This is a genomic window from Agrobacterium tumefaciens, assembly GCA_025559845.1.
Lineage (GTDB): Bacteria > Pseudomonadota > Alphaproteobacteria > Rhizobiales > Rhizobiaceae > Agrobacterium.
Map to the genome: position 1 here is coordinate 2,151,557 of CP048470.1, position 14,430 is coordinate 2,165,986.

The window sequence follows — 14,430 nt, forward strand, 5'->3', positions numbered from 1 at the left end:
GCTGCCATCCAGGGAGCGCGGCCTTTGTTTTATGTGGGTCTTACTGGGCCCGTTTCAGGGCATCTCCAAGGATCGAGACGATGTCGTCGAAGTGAGATTTATCCGCAATCAATGGTGGTGAAAGTGCGATGATGTCTCCGGTAACGCGGATAAGGAGGCCTCGCTCGAAGCAATCCACGAAGACGTCGTAGGCACGGGCGCCTGCAGCGCCGTCTCGCGACTGGAGTTCGATGCCTGCGATAAAGCCGATGGTGCGGATATCGATGACGTTTGGAAGCCCCTTGAACGAATGGATGGCGTCGTGCCAAGCGTCCTGCAGCTCTGCAGCGCGTGTAAACAGGCCCTCGTCGCGATAGATATCAAGGGTCGCGATGCCGGCTGCGCAGGCGACAGGATGGCCGGAATAGGTATAGCCATGGAAAAGCTCGATGGCGTTGTCCGGGCCATGCATGAGGGCATCATGGACTTTGCGGCTGGTGAAGACGGCACCCATCGGGATCGCGCCATTGGTCAATCCCTTGGCTGTGGTGACGATATCGGGCGTCACGCCAAAGTAATTGCTGGCGAAAGACGTGCCCATGCGGCCGAAACCAGTGATGACCTCATCGAAGATCAGGAGAATGCCGTGTTTGTCGCAGATGGCCCGCAGGCGCTCCAGATAACCTTTAGGCGGAACGAGAACACCGGTTGATCCGGCGACCGGCTCGACGATGCAGGCAGCGATGGTTTCCGCGCCATGCAAGCCGACGAGGCGCTCCAGATCATCTGCCAGATCCGCGCCGTGTTCGGGTTGGCCCTTGATGAAGCTGTTCCTGACCGGATCGTGGGTGTGGCGAAGATGATCTGCCGGTATCTGCGGGAAGACGCGACGGTTGTTGACGAGGCCACCAACGGAAATGCCGCCAAAGCCGACGCCGTGGTAACCGCGCTCACGGCCGATCAGGCGTGTGCGCGTGCCTTGCCCGATGGCGCGCTGGTAAGCGATCGCGATCTTCAGAGCTGTATCAACGGATTCCGAGCCTGAGCCGGTGTAGAAGACCCGGTCGAGTTTGGCGCCGTCGGGGCCAGGAGCAATTTCCGCCAGCCTTTCTGCAAACTCAAACGCTATCGGATGCCCCATCTGGAAGGAAGGGGCATAATCCATCGTTGAAAGCTGGTGCTTAACGGCATTTGCAATCTGCTGGCGGCCGTGGCCGGCATTGACGCACCAAAGACCTGCTGTTCCGTCGAGAACCTGCCGGCCGTCATTGCTGGTGTAGTACATGCCCTCAGCACTCGTCAGAAGGCGCGGATTGGCCTTGAACTGTCGATTGGCGGTGAATGGCATCCAGTAGCTATCGAGGGAAATGGAATTGGATCGGTTCGGGTTATCCATGCGGGTCTCCTGTTCGCTGACGACGATTGAAAGCTATTTTTCAGTCTGAACAAGCCCTTTTCTCTCGCCTGCCAAGCTATTGAAAAGGCTATGGGCGTGCTAGAGAGTTTGCGATATTTCGAACAATACAAACAGGGATACGGTCATGGAAGTCGATATCGGCGGACGGCTTCGTCATTTGCGGATGCGTCATAACATCTCCCAGCGCGAGTTGGCCCGACGAGCCGGCGTGACCAATTCAACCATTTCGCTGATTGAATCGAACACCTCCAACCCTTCGGTCGGCGCGCTAAAGCGCATCCTTGATGGTATCCCTATCGGCCTTGCCGAGTTTTTCGCCTTCGAGCCGGAAACAAGCCGCAAAGCATTCTATCGAGCAGACGAACTCGTTGAAATTGGTAAGGGGCCAATCTCCTTTCGCCAGGTCGGCGACAATGTCTTTGGGCGAAGCCTGCAAATTCTCAAGGAATGTTACCAGCCCGGTGCCGACACCGGAAAGGTGCCGCTGATCCATGATGGCGAGGAGGGGGGCATTATTCTTTCCGGACGGCTGGAAGTGACGGTCGATGAAGAGAGGCGGATATTGGGGCCGGGAGACGCTTATTATTTTGAAAGTCGACGACCGCACCGCTTCCGCTGTGTCGGGCCGGTGCCGTGCGAGGTTATCAGTGCTTGCACACCTCCCACATTCTGAATGTCGATTCTCTGCATAACTCGGTTCGATTGCCTGTTTCAGTCTCTCTCGAAAACGCAGTTCTCTGAAATGTGCGGAATTCTCTCGAAATTTTGAGTGGCAAAAAACATAGTTTTGCCGTATTTGAGCCACTTTTCCGACCGCTTTCCAACTTCTCCATCGCTTTTTCTTGGTTGATGAACATTTTCCCAAGAGATCAGCACGGCCGATATATCAAATTTTATATGCATTGCCGCAATCATGTTGCGATGCAAAAAAAATTAAACGCCGGTTATATTGTAGATGTTCTGCAGGATTTTGCTTTGGTTCATTAAGTTACAAGAAACATATAAGAAAAACTCGGGAAAAGAGAAAAGCAGTATACATGATATCGCGCCAGCCATGCTCTGAAGTCATGGCAGTGAGCACATTTGTTTCTTTTTTATGCAACCATTAATACTGCCCAAAAGTCGTTCGTAGGGCGTTGCAAGAAATCGCATAGACGACGATGCGCAAACTGCCTTACAAAAAATTCAAAAGCATCAAATTCCGAACACAGACTTGTTATCTCCTTTGGGAGACAAAGACGCGCCTTAGGGCACCGACCATCGCAAAACATAAATGGAGTTTTCTCTATGAAGTCCGCGACACGATCGGCTGGTTCAGCACTCAGCAACTCCGAAGATTTCGATGTCAGTTTTCCTATCGGGGGGATCGCAAAACGAAGTTTCGACGTAACGTCGGCCTTGCTTGCGCTTCTCATATTCAGCCCGATCTTCCTTTTGATCGCAGCTCTCGTGAAAATGTCCGATCGCGGCCCGGTGTTTTATGGACACCGCCGTATCGGCCATAACGGTCGCTATTTCCATTGCCTGAAATTCAGGACGATGGTGATGAATGGCGATGACATGATGCGTCAGTATCTCGCGGCCAATCCAGAAGCTGCCGAGGAATGGCGTACAACGCGCAAGCTCAAGAACGATCCCCGTGTGACGGTGGTCGGAACGGTGTTGCGCAAGCTCAGCCTTGATGAACTGCCGCAGCTCATCAATATCATCCGTGGCGAAATGAGTGTCGTTGGTCCGCGACCCGTCGTAGACGAGGAACTGACCTATTACGAATCTGCCGCTTCCTATTACCTCAGCACCCGTCCAGGCCTTACCGGCCTGTGGCAGATCAGCGGTCGTAACGACGTCTCCTACAAGACCCGCGTCGCATTCGATACGCAATATGTCCAGAACTGGTCGATGATGCGTGATGTCTCCATCATCGTGAAGACCATTCCTGCCGTCTGCCTTTCTCGCGGAAGCTACTAAATCCGATAGTCTATTGCCGTTGCCGTTCTTTGTTGTGCCACGCATCCTGCTCGAAACCTTTGGGTTTTCAGGATGCGTTTCGGGTCCTGCCGTTGCTGAACGGATCTGAAGGCGAAAATCATGTTGACCGCTCCGGCGGGTTTTAGCGACCGGTTCTGCCCGGTCGCCCTATCGGTTGATCGCCGGCATGGCGATCCGAAAACAGGGAGTTTCCCGATGAACGGCTTTTTCGCCGCTACCAACCGTCCGTTTGCCGCACTTGTGCTCGCAGCTTCAGTCGCACTCACGGCACCGCTCTCCGCAATGGCGGAGGGGCAGGGCCACTACAAGCTCGGGACGGCCGATAAGCTTCGGATTCGTGTCGCCGAGTGGCAGCCTGCTGACGGCAGCATCCGCAACTGGGATGTCATCAACGGCGACTATTCCGTGGGCCCCTCCGGCACACTCTCACTGCCATTCATAGGCCAACTTGAGGTTGGCGGAAAAACGCCTGCAGAAGTTGGCGAGGCGATCGGCGCGCAGCTGCAGAGCAAGTTCGCCCTGCGCAACCTTCCCTCGGCTTCGGTCGAGATTGCCCAGTTTCGTCCGGTCTTCCTTGCCGGAGATGTCCAGACACCGGGTGAATACCCATACGCACCAAACCTCAGCGTCTTGAAGGCTGTCAGCCTTGCAGGTGGTCTGCGCCGCTCTGATGCAGGACAGCGCTTTGCGCGCGACTTCATTAACGCGCGCGGTGACGCAGCGGTATACGACAACCAGCGTGCACGCCTGCTGGCGCGTCAGGCGCGACTGATTGCGGAGGTCAAAGGCGACGAGTCCATCGCAAAAACCCCAGAGATGGAAAAGATTTCCGACATCGATGCGCTACTGGCAAGCGAAGGCGCGCTGATGAAATCGCGCACCGAACGCTATACGTTGCAGATGAAGGCGTTGACGGATCTGCGCAATCTTCTCGAAAGCGAAGTGGAATCGCTTCAGAAGAAAACCGAGACCCAGAACCGCCAGCTTCAGCTTGCCAATGAGGATCGTGACCGGGTGAACCGTCTGAACGAGCAGGGCCTCGCGTTGTCGCAACGCCGTATTTCGGCAGAGGAACGGGCTGCGGAAGTGGAATCCAACCTTCTCGACATCGACACTGCCGCCTTGCGTGCCAAGCAGGATATCAACAAGGCGACGCAGGACGAGATCAACCTGCGCAACGATTGGGAGGCCCAGCGCTCGAAGGAGTTGCAGGACACCGAAGCTGAGCTGGAAAAGCTGAACCTGCAACTGACGACAAGCCGTGAGCTCATGTCTGAAGCGCTCGCACAGTCCGCAGAGGCGATCAAATTCGACCCGTCGGGCAAAGCCGCCAACATCACATACGTCATCGTTCGTGATGAAGGTGGCAAGCCGAAGGAGCTGAAGGTCGATGAAAATGCGATGCTGCAGCCGGGCGATGTCATCAAGGTCGCATCCGAAATCCTGATGCAGTGAGGCGCGAATGCGGATTGCCAAATCGGCACTGATCGATCCTGAGAAGAACGAAATCTATGGAATGGCGGCAATTGCGCTGTCGTTCTTCGTTTTTGCCTATTCGTCGCGTTTCGGGCAGATCTCGATCCTGGCCTATTATGGCGTCTGGTTTCCGCTGGTGGTGGTGAACTACCGGCAGGTCCTTGGAAACTATGTCCGCTATCTCTGGATATTTGCGTTCGGTATTCTGGCAATGCTGTCGACCTTTTGGTCGGACGCGGCGTCCGTGACGATGCGTGCATCTATTCAGTACCTCACACATATCGTCTGCGCGCTGATTGCCATGCGGCTTATCTCGATCCAGACGCTGACGCGTGGTGCTTTGATCGGTATTACGGTCGTATTGCTCTATTCTTTGCTGTTCGGCATTTATCTCTTTGATGCATTGGACGGGACGTACAGCTTCGTCGGTGCCTTTTCCTCCAAGAACCAGCTCGGTTTTTATGCATCGCTCGGCGTCATATTCGCTGTCGCGTCAGTTGTCGTTCTGAGGCAGAAGGGCATTTGGTTGCCGGTTGCTGGGGTGACCGGGCTACTGTCCGCCTACAGTTTGCTTGCATCGCAATCCGCAACCTCGGTCATTACCACGGCTGCTGTCGTGGGTCTGATTATAGGATTTCTGCCACTCGGTATGCTCTCGCCCGCCAACCGCAGAGGAATATTCCTCGCACTTGGTGGTCTCGGTGCATTGCTGGTCGTCGCATCGCTGCAATTTGGTCTTCTCGATGCTATTCTCGGTGTGTTTGGCAAAGATACCACTCTCACGGGACGTACCTATCTTTGGCAGCAAGGGATCGAGGCTGCGCACCGTGCGCCGATCTTCGGTGTGGGTTATCAGGGCTTCTGGGTCGCCGGTTTTGCCGATGCCGAGCGTTTGTGGAATGACTTCTTCATCACAGGTCGCAGCGGGTTTCACTTTCACAACACCTATATCGAGGTTGTTGTCGAGAACGGTCTTGTCGGAATGCTCTTGCTCGGTATCGTCCTTTACGGAACGCTACTAGGGCACCTTCGCTCTGTTCTGCTGCGGGAGAATGATCCGCAGGGGCTGGTCTTTTTTGCGGTCTGTTCGTTGTTCGTCGTGCGCTCCTTCGTGGAGATCGATATCATCTTTCCGTACCAGATCGGATCGTTCCTGCTGTTCTTCGCCGCTGGCAAGCTTAGCCTTCCGGCGAGAAAGGTGCAGGGGAGCGCGCGTTTGCCAGCCTTTCGCAACGCTTCCTCTGTCCGTTATTCCGGCCTCGGGGAGGAGAACGGTCAGCCAAGGTAGTGGGACAGGGGGAGTTGCTGCACCCGGACGGATGAATAGCGCATCGTTGTCGAGCTTAGAGATAGTCCGCTGATACATGCGGGCTTGCATGGATGAAGGTCCACATCTCCTTGCTTATGGCGACGATACCGGCGATCGATTTCTCCAGTTGCTCGATTTCCTTTTCGTCCATCTGCTCCACCTTCCCGTAACGGACCTGGCTGTCGTCCTCGACAAGTCGCATCAATTGGGTACTGGAAATTTCGCCCTTTTCATCAAAAGAGTAGATGCAGTGGTTATATTTGTTGCGGGTCTTCGCTTCTTTTTTCAGGCTGGCGATGATGGAGAGGATGGTCTTCCGGTCCGTTGCTGAGGTGGACGGCAGTTTTGCCAGTCGCTCGATGAGATCCATGCGTGCACGTGTCGTGTTCAACGTCAGGAAAACCACAATGGCTGCTTCCTTTTCGACCTTGAGAAGGTGGACGATCAGGTAGATCATCAGGCTCTCAGTATTGGTCCAGACATAATTCAGTCTGCCCACCATCAGCAATACATCCGACATTGCCGCCATTATGGTCTCCCATGCTCGCAGTAACTAGATGTGTATTATACGCGGTCGCTGGTGGAAATGACAGTATATCCAAGGTGTCTTTAAAGCATTTTGAAAAACAACGTCCTCCTCGGGCTGGGGCCGAGGAGGACGGAGAGAGGGGTGTCGCGGCACTGCCAGGAGCCTATTCGCGCCCTCCCTGACTTTCTATCTTTCCTTGAACGCACGGGACATGCTGTCCGATACCGGTTTGACCAGATACTCGAAGAAGGTGCGTTCGGAAGTCTGGATAAGCACGTCGGCGGGCATGCCGGGCACAGGGTGGAAGTTATGCACCTTGGCAATTTCCTCATCGGGAATTTGCACCCGCACGATGTAAACATCCTTCACCTGAAGGCCCGCGTTTTCCTCGATACTGTCGGCCGATACATAAAAGACCTTGCCATTTAATACGGGTGTCGTCCGGCGATTGAGAGCTGAAAGGCGGACTGCTGCGGTCTGTCCTTCGTGCAACTGATCAATCGACGTACGCAATACTTGTGCCTCAAGGATCAATGGCACGTGGGCCGGCAAAATCTCCATGATCGGCTTGCCAGTGGTGATGACGCCGCCCGGTGTATGGTAGTAGGAGCGGATCACTGTGCCATTGACGGGAGAGCGAATAACCGTGCGTTCCAGAACTTTCGCGGCCTCACGGACTTGCTCGCGCACGCTATCAAGATCGGCTTCGGCGGTCTCAAGCGCATCAAGTGCCGCCTGTTTGTTGGCGTTGATGGCAATGATCTCTTCCTGCTTGAACTTGGCTACTTCCGCCTCGCTTTGGTTCATTTCGCCGGTCAACCGTGCGATGTCGCCCATAGCATCGGCGATGGCACGTTCCAGTGCAAGCATATCGGTCTTTCTGATAACACCATCCTTCGCAAGCCTCTCTTTGGAATCGCGTTCTTGGGTCAAAAGCGCGAGTTGGCGATCAAAGGACTGCTTCTGACCATCATATCCCGAATAGCGAAACTCGAGCGACCTGATGTTTTTGTCGATCAGGTTCAATTGCTCTTCTAGCTTCACCTGCTTGCTATGGAACACCACGTTCTGGCTTTGGATGATGGCATTGATGTCGGGGTCGCTCGCTTCCTTCATGACAATATCGGGGATCTTGAAGGTTTTCTCGCCCTGAGCCTCGGCGCGCAGACGGGTGACGATTGTTTCGAGGCGCAGACGGCGCAACTGCAGCATGCGTTCATTGGCGAGTGCAGTGGTTTTGTCGAGGGTCAGGAGTACATCGCCTTCCTTGACAGTTTCACCTTCGTTCACCAGCATTTCTTTGATGATCCCACCTTCGAGGTGCTGGACAATCTTATTGTTGCCGGTCGCGACAAAACTTCCCTGAGCGATGATCGCCGAGGCTAGCGGTGCGGTGCCAGCCCAGTAGCCGAAGCCGCCGAACGAGGCGAGAAGCACGGCAAGGCCAATTGAACTGTGCAACCGTATTGACCGTGGTACTTCGCTGTACCACTCGATCTGACCTTGTTCTCTTGTCTCAACGATCGTTTTTTTCTTCCTGAACATAGGTGATCCTCAACCCTCGATCTGCTGGGATGGTTTTTCCTGGCGGCCATTGCCAGACAGTGCTTTCAGAACATCCATGCGTTCGCCAAACATGGCGACAGTCCCGTCTTTCAGTACCATGATCTTGTCGACGCATTGCAGAAGAGCAGGGCGCTGTGTGATTGTGACAGTAGTAATTCCCTGTTTTTTGGCGTGGAGCAGTGCTTTTGCCAGGGCCTGCTCGCCATGTGTATCAAGGTTGGAATTCGGTTCGTCGAGAACGACAAATTTAGGGTCGCCAAAAAAGGCGCGAGCAAGCGCGATGCGTTGTTTCTGACCACCGGACAGCGGTGCACCATCGGCGGCGACGACCGTTTCATAACCCTGCGGGAAACCGGCGATCAACTCATGGACGTCTGCAAGGACCGCGGCCTCATAAATCTGCCGGTCTTCAACATCGTCACGCATCCGGCAGATATTGGCTTTGATGGTACCAGGGAAAAGCTGCACATCCTGAGGCAGGTAGCCGATGCTTTCGCCGAATTGGCGTTGATCCCAGTTGCGAAGATCCATGAGATCAAGTCGCACGTTGCCTGAGGTCGGCAAGATGGAACCGACGAGCATCTTGCCGAGCGTCGTCTTGCCTGAGCCGGAATTACCGATGATGGCGAGCGACTCTCCCTTTTTCAAAGAGAACGAAATACCGTTTAGGATGACTTTCTTTTGGGGCGGTGGCACGAACAGAACGCGCTCCACATCAAGCCGTCCCTCAGGATTAGGCAGACGCAGGCGAGGGAAGTTGAGCGGTGAGTTGAGAAGAAGCTGCTTAATGCGACCGTAGGCGGCAGCCGATTTGTTGAACTGGTGCCAGCCCTCGATTGCACCTTCGATTGGTGCAAGTGCACGACCTGATATAATCGAGGCCGCAATCACCATGCCGCCCGTCAGTTCGCCAGAAAGCGAAAGGTGCGCACCCCATCCGAGCAATGACACCTGCGTAATCATGCGGGCGGCCTTGGATACGCCGGAGAACATGATGTTCCGATCCTGCGCGGCAACATGCGACTTTAAGGAACCGGCCGTTTCGCGTCCCCACATCTTCACAGCTTCCGGGATCATCGCAAGCGCATTGATGATCTGAGAATTGCGCGACATGGAATCCAGGTGGAAATTGGCACGGCTAAGATAACCATTGGCTTCAGCAAATGGACGTGCGGTAAAGCGCTGGTTTAGCCAGGCAATCAAGAAGAGCACTGCACAGCAGGCCATGATAATGATGCCAAGATGCGGATGCACGAGATAGACGACCACAACGAAGAGCGGCATCAACGGCGCGTCAAGAAAGGCGATCAGGGTCCCAGACGTAAGGAACGCGCGCAGTTGCTGCAGGTCCTGGAGGGTCTGATAATCCTTCCCGCTGCCGTGCAGTGAGGCGCGGGCCGCAGCCGACAGGATCGGCGCACCGAGCTGGACCTCCAGTTCTACAGCGGTGCGCATGAGAATAAAGCGCCGGACCGCGTCCATGAACGCTTGGAGTAGAACTGCGCCGATAACGGCGACGGTCAGCATGATAAGCGTGTCCATCGAACGGCTCGTCAACACGCGGTCGGAAATCTGGAAAAGATAAAGCGGAATCGCCAGCAACAGTACGTTGATTGCAACGGTGAACAGCATCACGATCACCATGTTGCGTCGTACCGCAGCGATGCCCTTGGCGAGGCTCAACGCGAAATTGACTGGTTCACTGCGTTTATGGAAACCGCTCCGGTTATCGCCGCCACCGCCGCCGCCACCGCCTCGGTCTTCCGGCTCTTTCCCGTTTCCACCACCGCCGGAAACCGGTCTACGCTCATTCTCGCGGATCGGACCGTCATTGTTGTCAATGGTTTTAGCGAAAGGCAGGTCTGGCGTGGTTTTGAGAGTTGTCCCATCGACCTTTGCCTGCGGTTCCTCAACTTGAGGCGCTGGTGGAGGTTCGATGATGGGTGCAGGGGCTATAGGAATATTTCGTGCTTCAGTCGGTGGAACACGTGTGGATGTCGTTTCAGGAACTGGCGTTTCGGAATTTTTTTCAGCGCTCGAAAGTTGGCGCAGATTTTCAACCGCATCGTTGATTGCCGAAATGCAGGCTTCTGTCAGCTTGCTGTCGTCGGCATCTGGGTCCAGCGGCCGACCCACGGCAATGGTTTTTCTTGAAAGATGATCCATTTTTTCCCGGTTCCCTGAGCTTTTTTCTTTGAGTTTCCGTTTTTTCCCGGAATACGTCTTTCACCTCTATCGTTTCGATTCAGGCGGTTACTGACTGCATGACATCAGCGGGATGCGCATTCGACCATGAGAGGTCGTGCCCTACATTGATGACGCCATCGGACTCATCGGCCGCTGTCGCTGGGTCGTCGTGCAGGAATGCGATGACCTCGTTTGCCAACTGTGTGGTCGGGTGCGGCTGCGACGTATCGTTTTCGATAATGCCACCCTGGATGAGGATCGCGTCGGAATAGACGGTGCCAGCAACATAAGTTGTGTTGCCAAAGCTGTCGTAATCGATGATCTGCGCAATATTGACGACGGCGTTGCTGCCGGTATCGATATGGACAGTGGCGTCCTGATTGTTCTGCAGAACGCTAGCTGCCGCTTGCGTCACATCGTCGGAATCTCCGAGAACACTGACCTGCTTGATGAAGCTGACATCGTATAGGTTGCCGGTGATATAGAGGACATTGAGACCCTGGTATCCCGCGAAATTAGCATCATGCGCCAGACCTTCTGGCATGTTGGGGTCGCGCTCATTGATGGCATTGACTGTCTGGACAATATAATCGGGCATCGTCTCGAAACGGCCATCACTGCCAACATTGTGGATCGATGCGTCATTCCAGACGAGATTGTTGCCGGATTGAACGGTTGCACCATCGGGCGCGTCGCTGTTTGCTCGAACCCAGTCATTGTCATAGAGCACGGCGATCTGTGAGATGATGTTCATATCCAGCACATGGCCGCCAACGATGATCAAATCGTACTGCATGCCGATGCCAAGGAAGTTGGCGATGTTAAGCGCGGCGTTTCCACCCGTCAGTAGGCTGACGCTGGACCCCGACGTCGTAATCGTCATCGTGTCGTTGTCGCTAACAAACTGATATTGCTCAGTCCAATGCACGAAGGACACGTCTCCTTCCAGAACACTGACACGCCATGACGTGGGGAAAATCGGTGGCGCGCCCGTTTCCTGGCTGGTGTCTGCTGTGTTTTCGGCTCCTGGATAGACGCTTCGTTCGAAGGCAGCGATGTTGAACGCCGCTGTCGCTGCCTGATCCTCGGAGTGAGAGAAGACGGAGGCGACTGTATCCCGATCGCTATAGATAAAGGCTTGGGTGATTGCATCGATCTGGTGGTAATCGCCCATGACGGCAGTTACCGACGTCATCACCCCGGTGTTGATCACGGTTGCGATGTTGGCGACGATGTTTGCGCCGGCAGCCACGTCCAGGCTGTTGCCTGCCAGGTCATCCTGATGAAGCGAAACGTCGCTCTTCTCCGGCTCTTCTGGCGGCTTCGCGATGCCGCGATCAGGCATCCAGTCATCGAGAGACGGCTTTTCGTCTACTAGCTCGCCGTTGATGTACGTGCCGCTGATGCTGTTTCCCGCCAGCACGAAGTCGTGGTCCGCACCGGTGCCAAGCGAAGTCACATCGTTATCGCGTGCATTGTCGATGTAATCATGCGCTGTTTTGGCGAGCGACTGCAGAGCTTCGTAGGTGTCGGTGCGCTGGAAATTCGCAAAAGGAGTGAACACGGATGCTTCGTTGTAAAACTCGACAGTTCGTTCCGTGACGAATGTGGTGTCGCGGCCCACATTGGGGCCGCCCGTCATGTTCAGGTAGTCGTCATCCTGAAGAATGTTGATCTGCGAGATATGCGCTATGACGGATCCGGGACCGCTATAGACGACAAGTTCCTGTTCTTGATCGAAGGAAAGGCGACCGGGAAAGCGGAAGTGTGCCGCTGAGATATCAACCGGGATCGCATCGGCGAGCTTTTGCACGTCGTGTTCGACCATGCGGGCAAAGTGGGGGCGCACGTAATCGAGGTCATAGTGGCCGGAGCGATACTTGACGCCGGGATCGTAGTCGGCAAGAGCCAGGTCGTAGTCCCGGTCAGGAACTGCGTGGACCTCTGAAATCGGCAGCTTGTCCATATCCACCGCTGCAGGGCCCTCGGCGTATTTGGTCCTCAAACGCGCCTCTTCCATCTCCATGTCAAAAAGACCGATGAAGTGGGCAATCATGTCTGAAATTTTGTCGATTTGCATGGCGGGTCCCTCCCTGACCGCTGCGGTCGGGACCGTGGGCGAGCGCATCTAGCTGTCTCATGGGTGGAGACGCAATTTCGATGGCAGGCACCCGGTCGTCAAAACCGCAAACTGCACCGGCGTCCGCCGGTGCAGTTCTTTCGTGACGAGATGGATATCAGGAGTGGTCTTCGCCGACGTCCGAGATATGCGAGTTACCGCCAGTGATGGTGACATCAACTGCGTTGGAGAGCATGTTGGCGCCCTGTACCAGTTCCAGATGGAAGCCGGAGTTTGCCAGGATCGCCGAGGCGTCTGCGGTGCTTGTGCCCGAAACGTCGTCGCCTGCCTTGAGGTCCCAACCCTTGCCGTCCATATCCACGCCTTCAGCACCATGAGCTTCAGCAGCGTTCGCGCTGAGGTGGTTTTCGGCGCCGCCATTATCCATCTTGATATCCCAGGCCTTGTCCTGGTCTGCCAGATGATTGGCCTGTACAAGGCTGAAGCCCGTGTCGTTGCCGTCGCCGGTCAACGCGCTGTTCAGGATATTGTCAACATTGAGGGTGAAGGAGAAGTCGTCACCGAGGTTGAAGGTAAGATCGCCACCTGCGACACCGAGATTGCCGACGTCCTTGACATGATCGATGTTACCGAAGTCGTCATCCGACTTGTAGAAGCTGTCTGCAGAAGACGAGTTGTAGCTACCAGTCGTGGTTTCGGTTTTGGTCGTCGTGTCGTCATCGGAATAGGAGAAAGTTTTGGTATCCGTTTCCGTGGTCGTCTTGATGTTCGTGTCGTTGTCGCTGTACGACTTAGAGTCATAGCTCCAGTCGTAATCGCTCTTGATATCGGTGCTGGTTTTCACCGTGGTGTCGTTGTCGTTCACCGTCTTGGTGTCGTTATCGTAGCTGTTCTCGCGGTTGTCGCCATTGCCGATTGCAACATCAATCTTGGCGTCAACATCAACTTTGGTTTCAGTGCTGTTGTCACTGTTGTCGCTGTTGTCGCTATAGTCGTTGTTGCGATTTTCGCCGTTGGCCACGCCGACATTGCTGTCGTCAACCTTGGCGTCGTTTGTCGACGTGTTCGCGAAGCCTTCGGACAGCGCGCCAATTTTGGTGATGTCGTCGCCCGCAGGCTGTGGATTGTAACCCATTTCAAGTTCCTCCGAGAAAAAAAGTTCGGAGCAGCTTTCGAAATCCCTCTCATCTTAAATGGGATTTTTATCGCGCTTACTCCGTTGTTGCACAATTATGCAGACATACGCGGTACGGTTTATCTGCGGTTTGGCATTCGCCCCTTGAGGGGTTCTCTGTCGTTGTATGCATGTGCACCACTCAGAACTCAGGCGCACAAATCCGTTCCAAGCTTTGCAAAAAAGCCGGGCGGCATTCTTTATTTTTTCAGTGTCATCTTTGGTGAAAGGAACCGGTGGCATCAAACACACGTTAGTACCGGAGAGCCTTTTCATCAGTCGCTGTTCGTTGGCGACGGTCAGACTGTGGCCCAGAAAAAGCGTGGTTCCTAGATATCAATTCGGGCTAAACTGAACGTGCCAGCTACTCCCGGCGCGTGTTCGTCAAGCGGATCGAGGGCCTCGAATTTCCTTAAAATCAAAAAATATATGCGCCTATGTCCCGGGAAACGGGGACTTTTGGTTCTTATGGTTTATTTTAGCGGGTATGCGCCTGATATCCCGTTTCGGAACATATATGTATGTTCACATGCAAAATCGTATCAACCTGTGGTTTTGTTTGTGAGGAAACTAAAACCTTTGATGCGGCTTTTCTAATATATTTGTGGGGTGAATTCTTGCGCGGTGCGCGCTATTATCGCCGTGTAACCAATTTTGTACGCTGTTTGAAATAAATAACCCGTTTGGGCCATTTATTTACACTGCTTTTCGTATTAGCCTAATT

The 14,430-nt window shown here is 54.5% G+C and carries 10 protein-coding genes; 4 read left to right on the top strand and 6 right to left on the bottom strand.

Going from position 1 to position 14,430, the window contains the following annotated elements; genetic code table 11:
* Positions 1-40 precede the first annotated feature (40 nt).
* Positions 41-1,375, bottom strand: coding sequence for an aspartate aminotransferase family protein (locus FY156_26240; protein ID UXS04940.1), 1,335 nt, complete (start codon positions 1,373-1,375; stop codon positions 41-43).
* Positions 1,376-1,520: 145 nt separating this feature from the next.
* Here FY156_26240 and FY156_26245 point away from each other — a divergent pair, with 145 nt between their 5' ends.
* The 4 genes from FY156_26245 (at position 1,521) to FY156_26260 (ending at position 6,149) form a co-directional block, all read left to right on the top strand.
* On the top strand, positions 1,521-2,069 hold the full coding sequence (locus FY156_26245) for a cupin domain-containing protein (protein UXS04941.1): 549 nt from the start codon (positions 1,521-1,523) through the stop codon (positions 2,067-2,069).
* Positions 2,070-2,683: 614 nt separating this feature from the next.
* Positions 2,684-3,364 (top strand): sugar transferase, encoded by a 681-nt coding sequence (locus tag FY156_26250; GenBank protein UXS04942.1) that lies wholly within the window; start codon positions 2,684-2,686, stop codon positions 3,362-3,364.
* 216 nt (positions 3,365-3,580) lie between these two features.
* Positions 3,581-4,840 (top strand): sugar ABC transporter substrate-binding protein, encoded by a 1,260-nt coding sequence (locus FY156_26255; GenBank protein UXS05258.1) that lies wholly within the window; start codon positions 3,581-3,583, stop codon positions 4,838-4,840.
* Between the two features lie 7 nt (positions 4,841-4,847).
* Positions 4,848-6,149 carry an O-antigen ligase family protein gene (locus FY156_26260; protein UXS04943.1) on the top strand — a complete coding sequence of 434 codons (1,302 nt, stop codon included), beginning with the start codon at positions 4,848-4,850 and terminating at the stop codon, positions 6,147-6,149.
* A 55-nt stretch (positions 6,150-6,204) separates the two neighbouring features.
* On the opposite strand, the gene FY156_26265 is transcribed toward FY156_26260, so the two are convergent.
* From FY156_26265 to FY156_26285, 5 genes are all read right to left on the bottom strand, one after another.
* Positions 6,205-6,699 carry a hypothetical protein gene (locus FY156_26265; GenBank protein UXS04944.1) on the bottom strand — a complete coding sequence of 165 codons (495 nt, stop codon included), beginning with the start codon at positions 6,697-6,699 and terminating at the stop codon, positions 6,205-6,207.
* Positions 6,700-6,885: 186 nt separating this feature from the next.
* On the bottom strand, positions 6,886-8,244 hold the full coding sequence (locus FY156_26270) for an HlyD family type I secretion periplasmic adaptor subunit (protein UXS04945.1): 1,359 nt from the start codon (positions 8,242-8,244) through the stop codon (positions 6,886-6,888).
* Between the two features lie 9 nt (positions 8,245-8,253).
* A complete protein-coding gene (locus FY156_26275; protein ID UXS04946.1) occupies positions 8,254-10,431 on the bottom strand; it encodes a type I secretion system permease/ATPase in 2,178 nt (725 codons plus the stop codon).
* A 79-nt stretch (positions 10,432-10,510) separates the two neighbouring features.
* Positions 10,511-12,532: a hypothetical protein gene (locus FY156_26280; protein ID UXS04947.1), complete on the bottom strand. Its 2,022-nt coding sequence runs from the start codon at positions 12,530-12,532 to the stop codon at positions 10,511-10,513.
* Between the two features lie 157 nt (positions 12,533-12,689).
* On the bottom strand, positions 12,690-13,667 hold the full coding sequence (locus tag FY156_26285; GenBank protein UXS04948.1) for a fibrinogen-binding protein: 978 nt from the start codon (positions 13,665-13,667) through the stop codon (positions 12,690-12,692).
* Between the last annotated feature and the right edge of the window lie 763 nt (positions 13,668-14,430).

Coding starts and splice junctions, on each gene's coding strand:
- FY156_26250 (UXS04942.1), top strand. CDS start 2,684: ATGAAGTCCGCGACACGATCGGCTGGTTCAGCACTCAGCAACTCCGAA.
- FY156_26275 (UXS04946.1), bottom strand. CDS start 10,431: ATGGATCATCTTTCAAGAAAAACCATTGCCGTGGGTCGGCCGCTGGAC.
- FY156_26265 (UXS04944.1), bottom strand. CDS start 6,699: ATGGCGGCAATGTCGGATGTATTGCTGATGGTGGGCAGACTGAATTAT.
- FY156_26255 (UXS05258.1), top strand. CDS start 3,581: ATGAACGGCTTTTTCGCCGCTACCAACCGTCCGTTTGCCGCACTTGTG.
- FY156_26285 (UXS04948.1), bottom strand. CDS start 13,667: ATGGGTTACAATCCACAGCCTGCGGGCGACGACATCACCAAAATTGGC.
- FY156_26240 (UXS04940.1), bottom strand. CDS start 1,375: ATGGATAACCCGAACCGATCCAATTCCATTTCCCTCGATAGCTACTGG.
- FY156_26245 (UXS04941.1), top strand. CDS start 1,521: ATGGAAGTCGATATCGGCGGACGGCTTCGTCATTTGCGGATGCGTCAT.
- FY156_26270 (UXS04945.1), bottom strand. CDS start 8,244: ATGTTCAGGAAGAAAAAAACGATCGTTGAGACAAGAGAACAAGGTCAG.
- FY156_26260 (UXS04943.1), top strand. CDS start 4,848: ATGCGGATTGCCAAATCGGCACTGATCGATCCTGAGAAGAACGAAATC.
- FY156_26280 (UXS04947.1), bottom strand. CDS start 12,532: ATGCAAATCGACAAAATTTCAGACATGATTGCCCACTTCATCGGTCTT.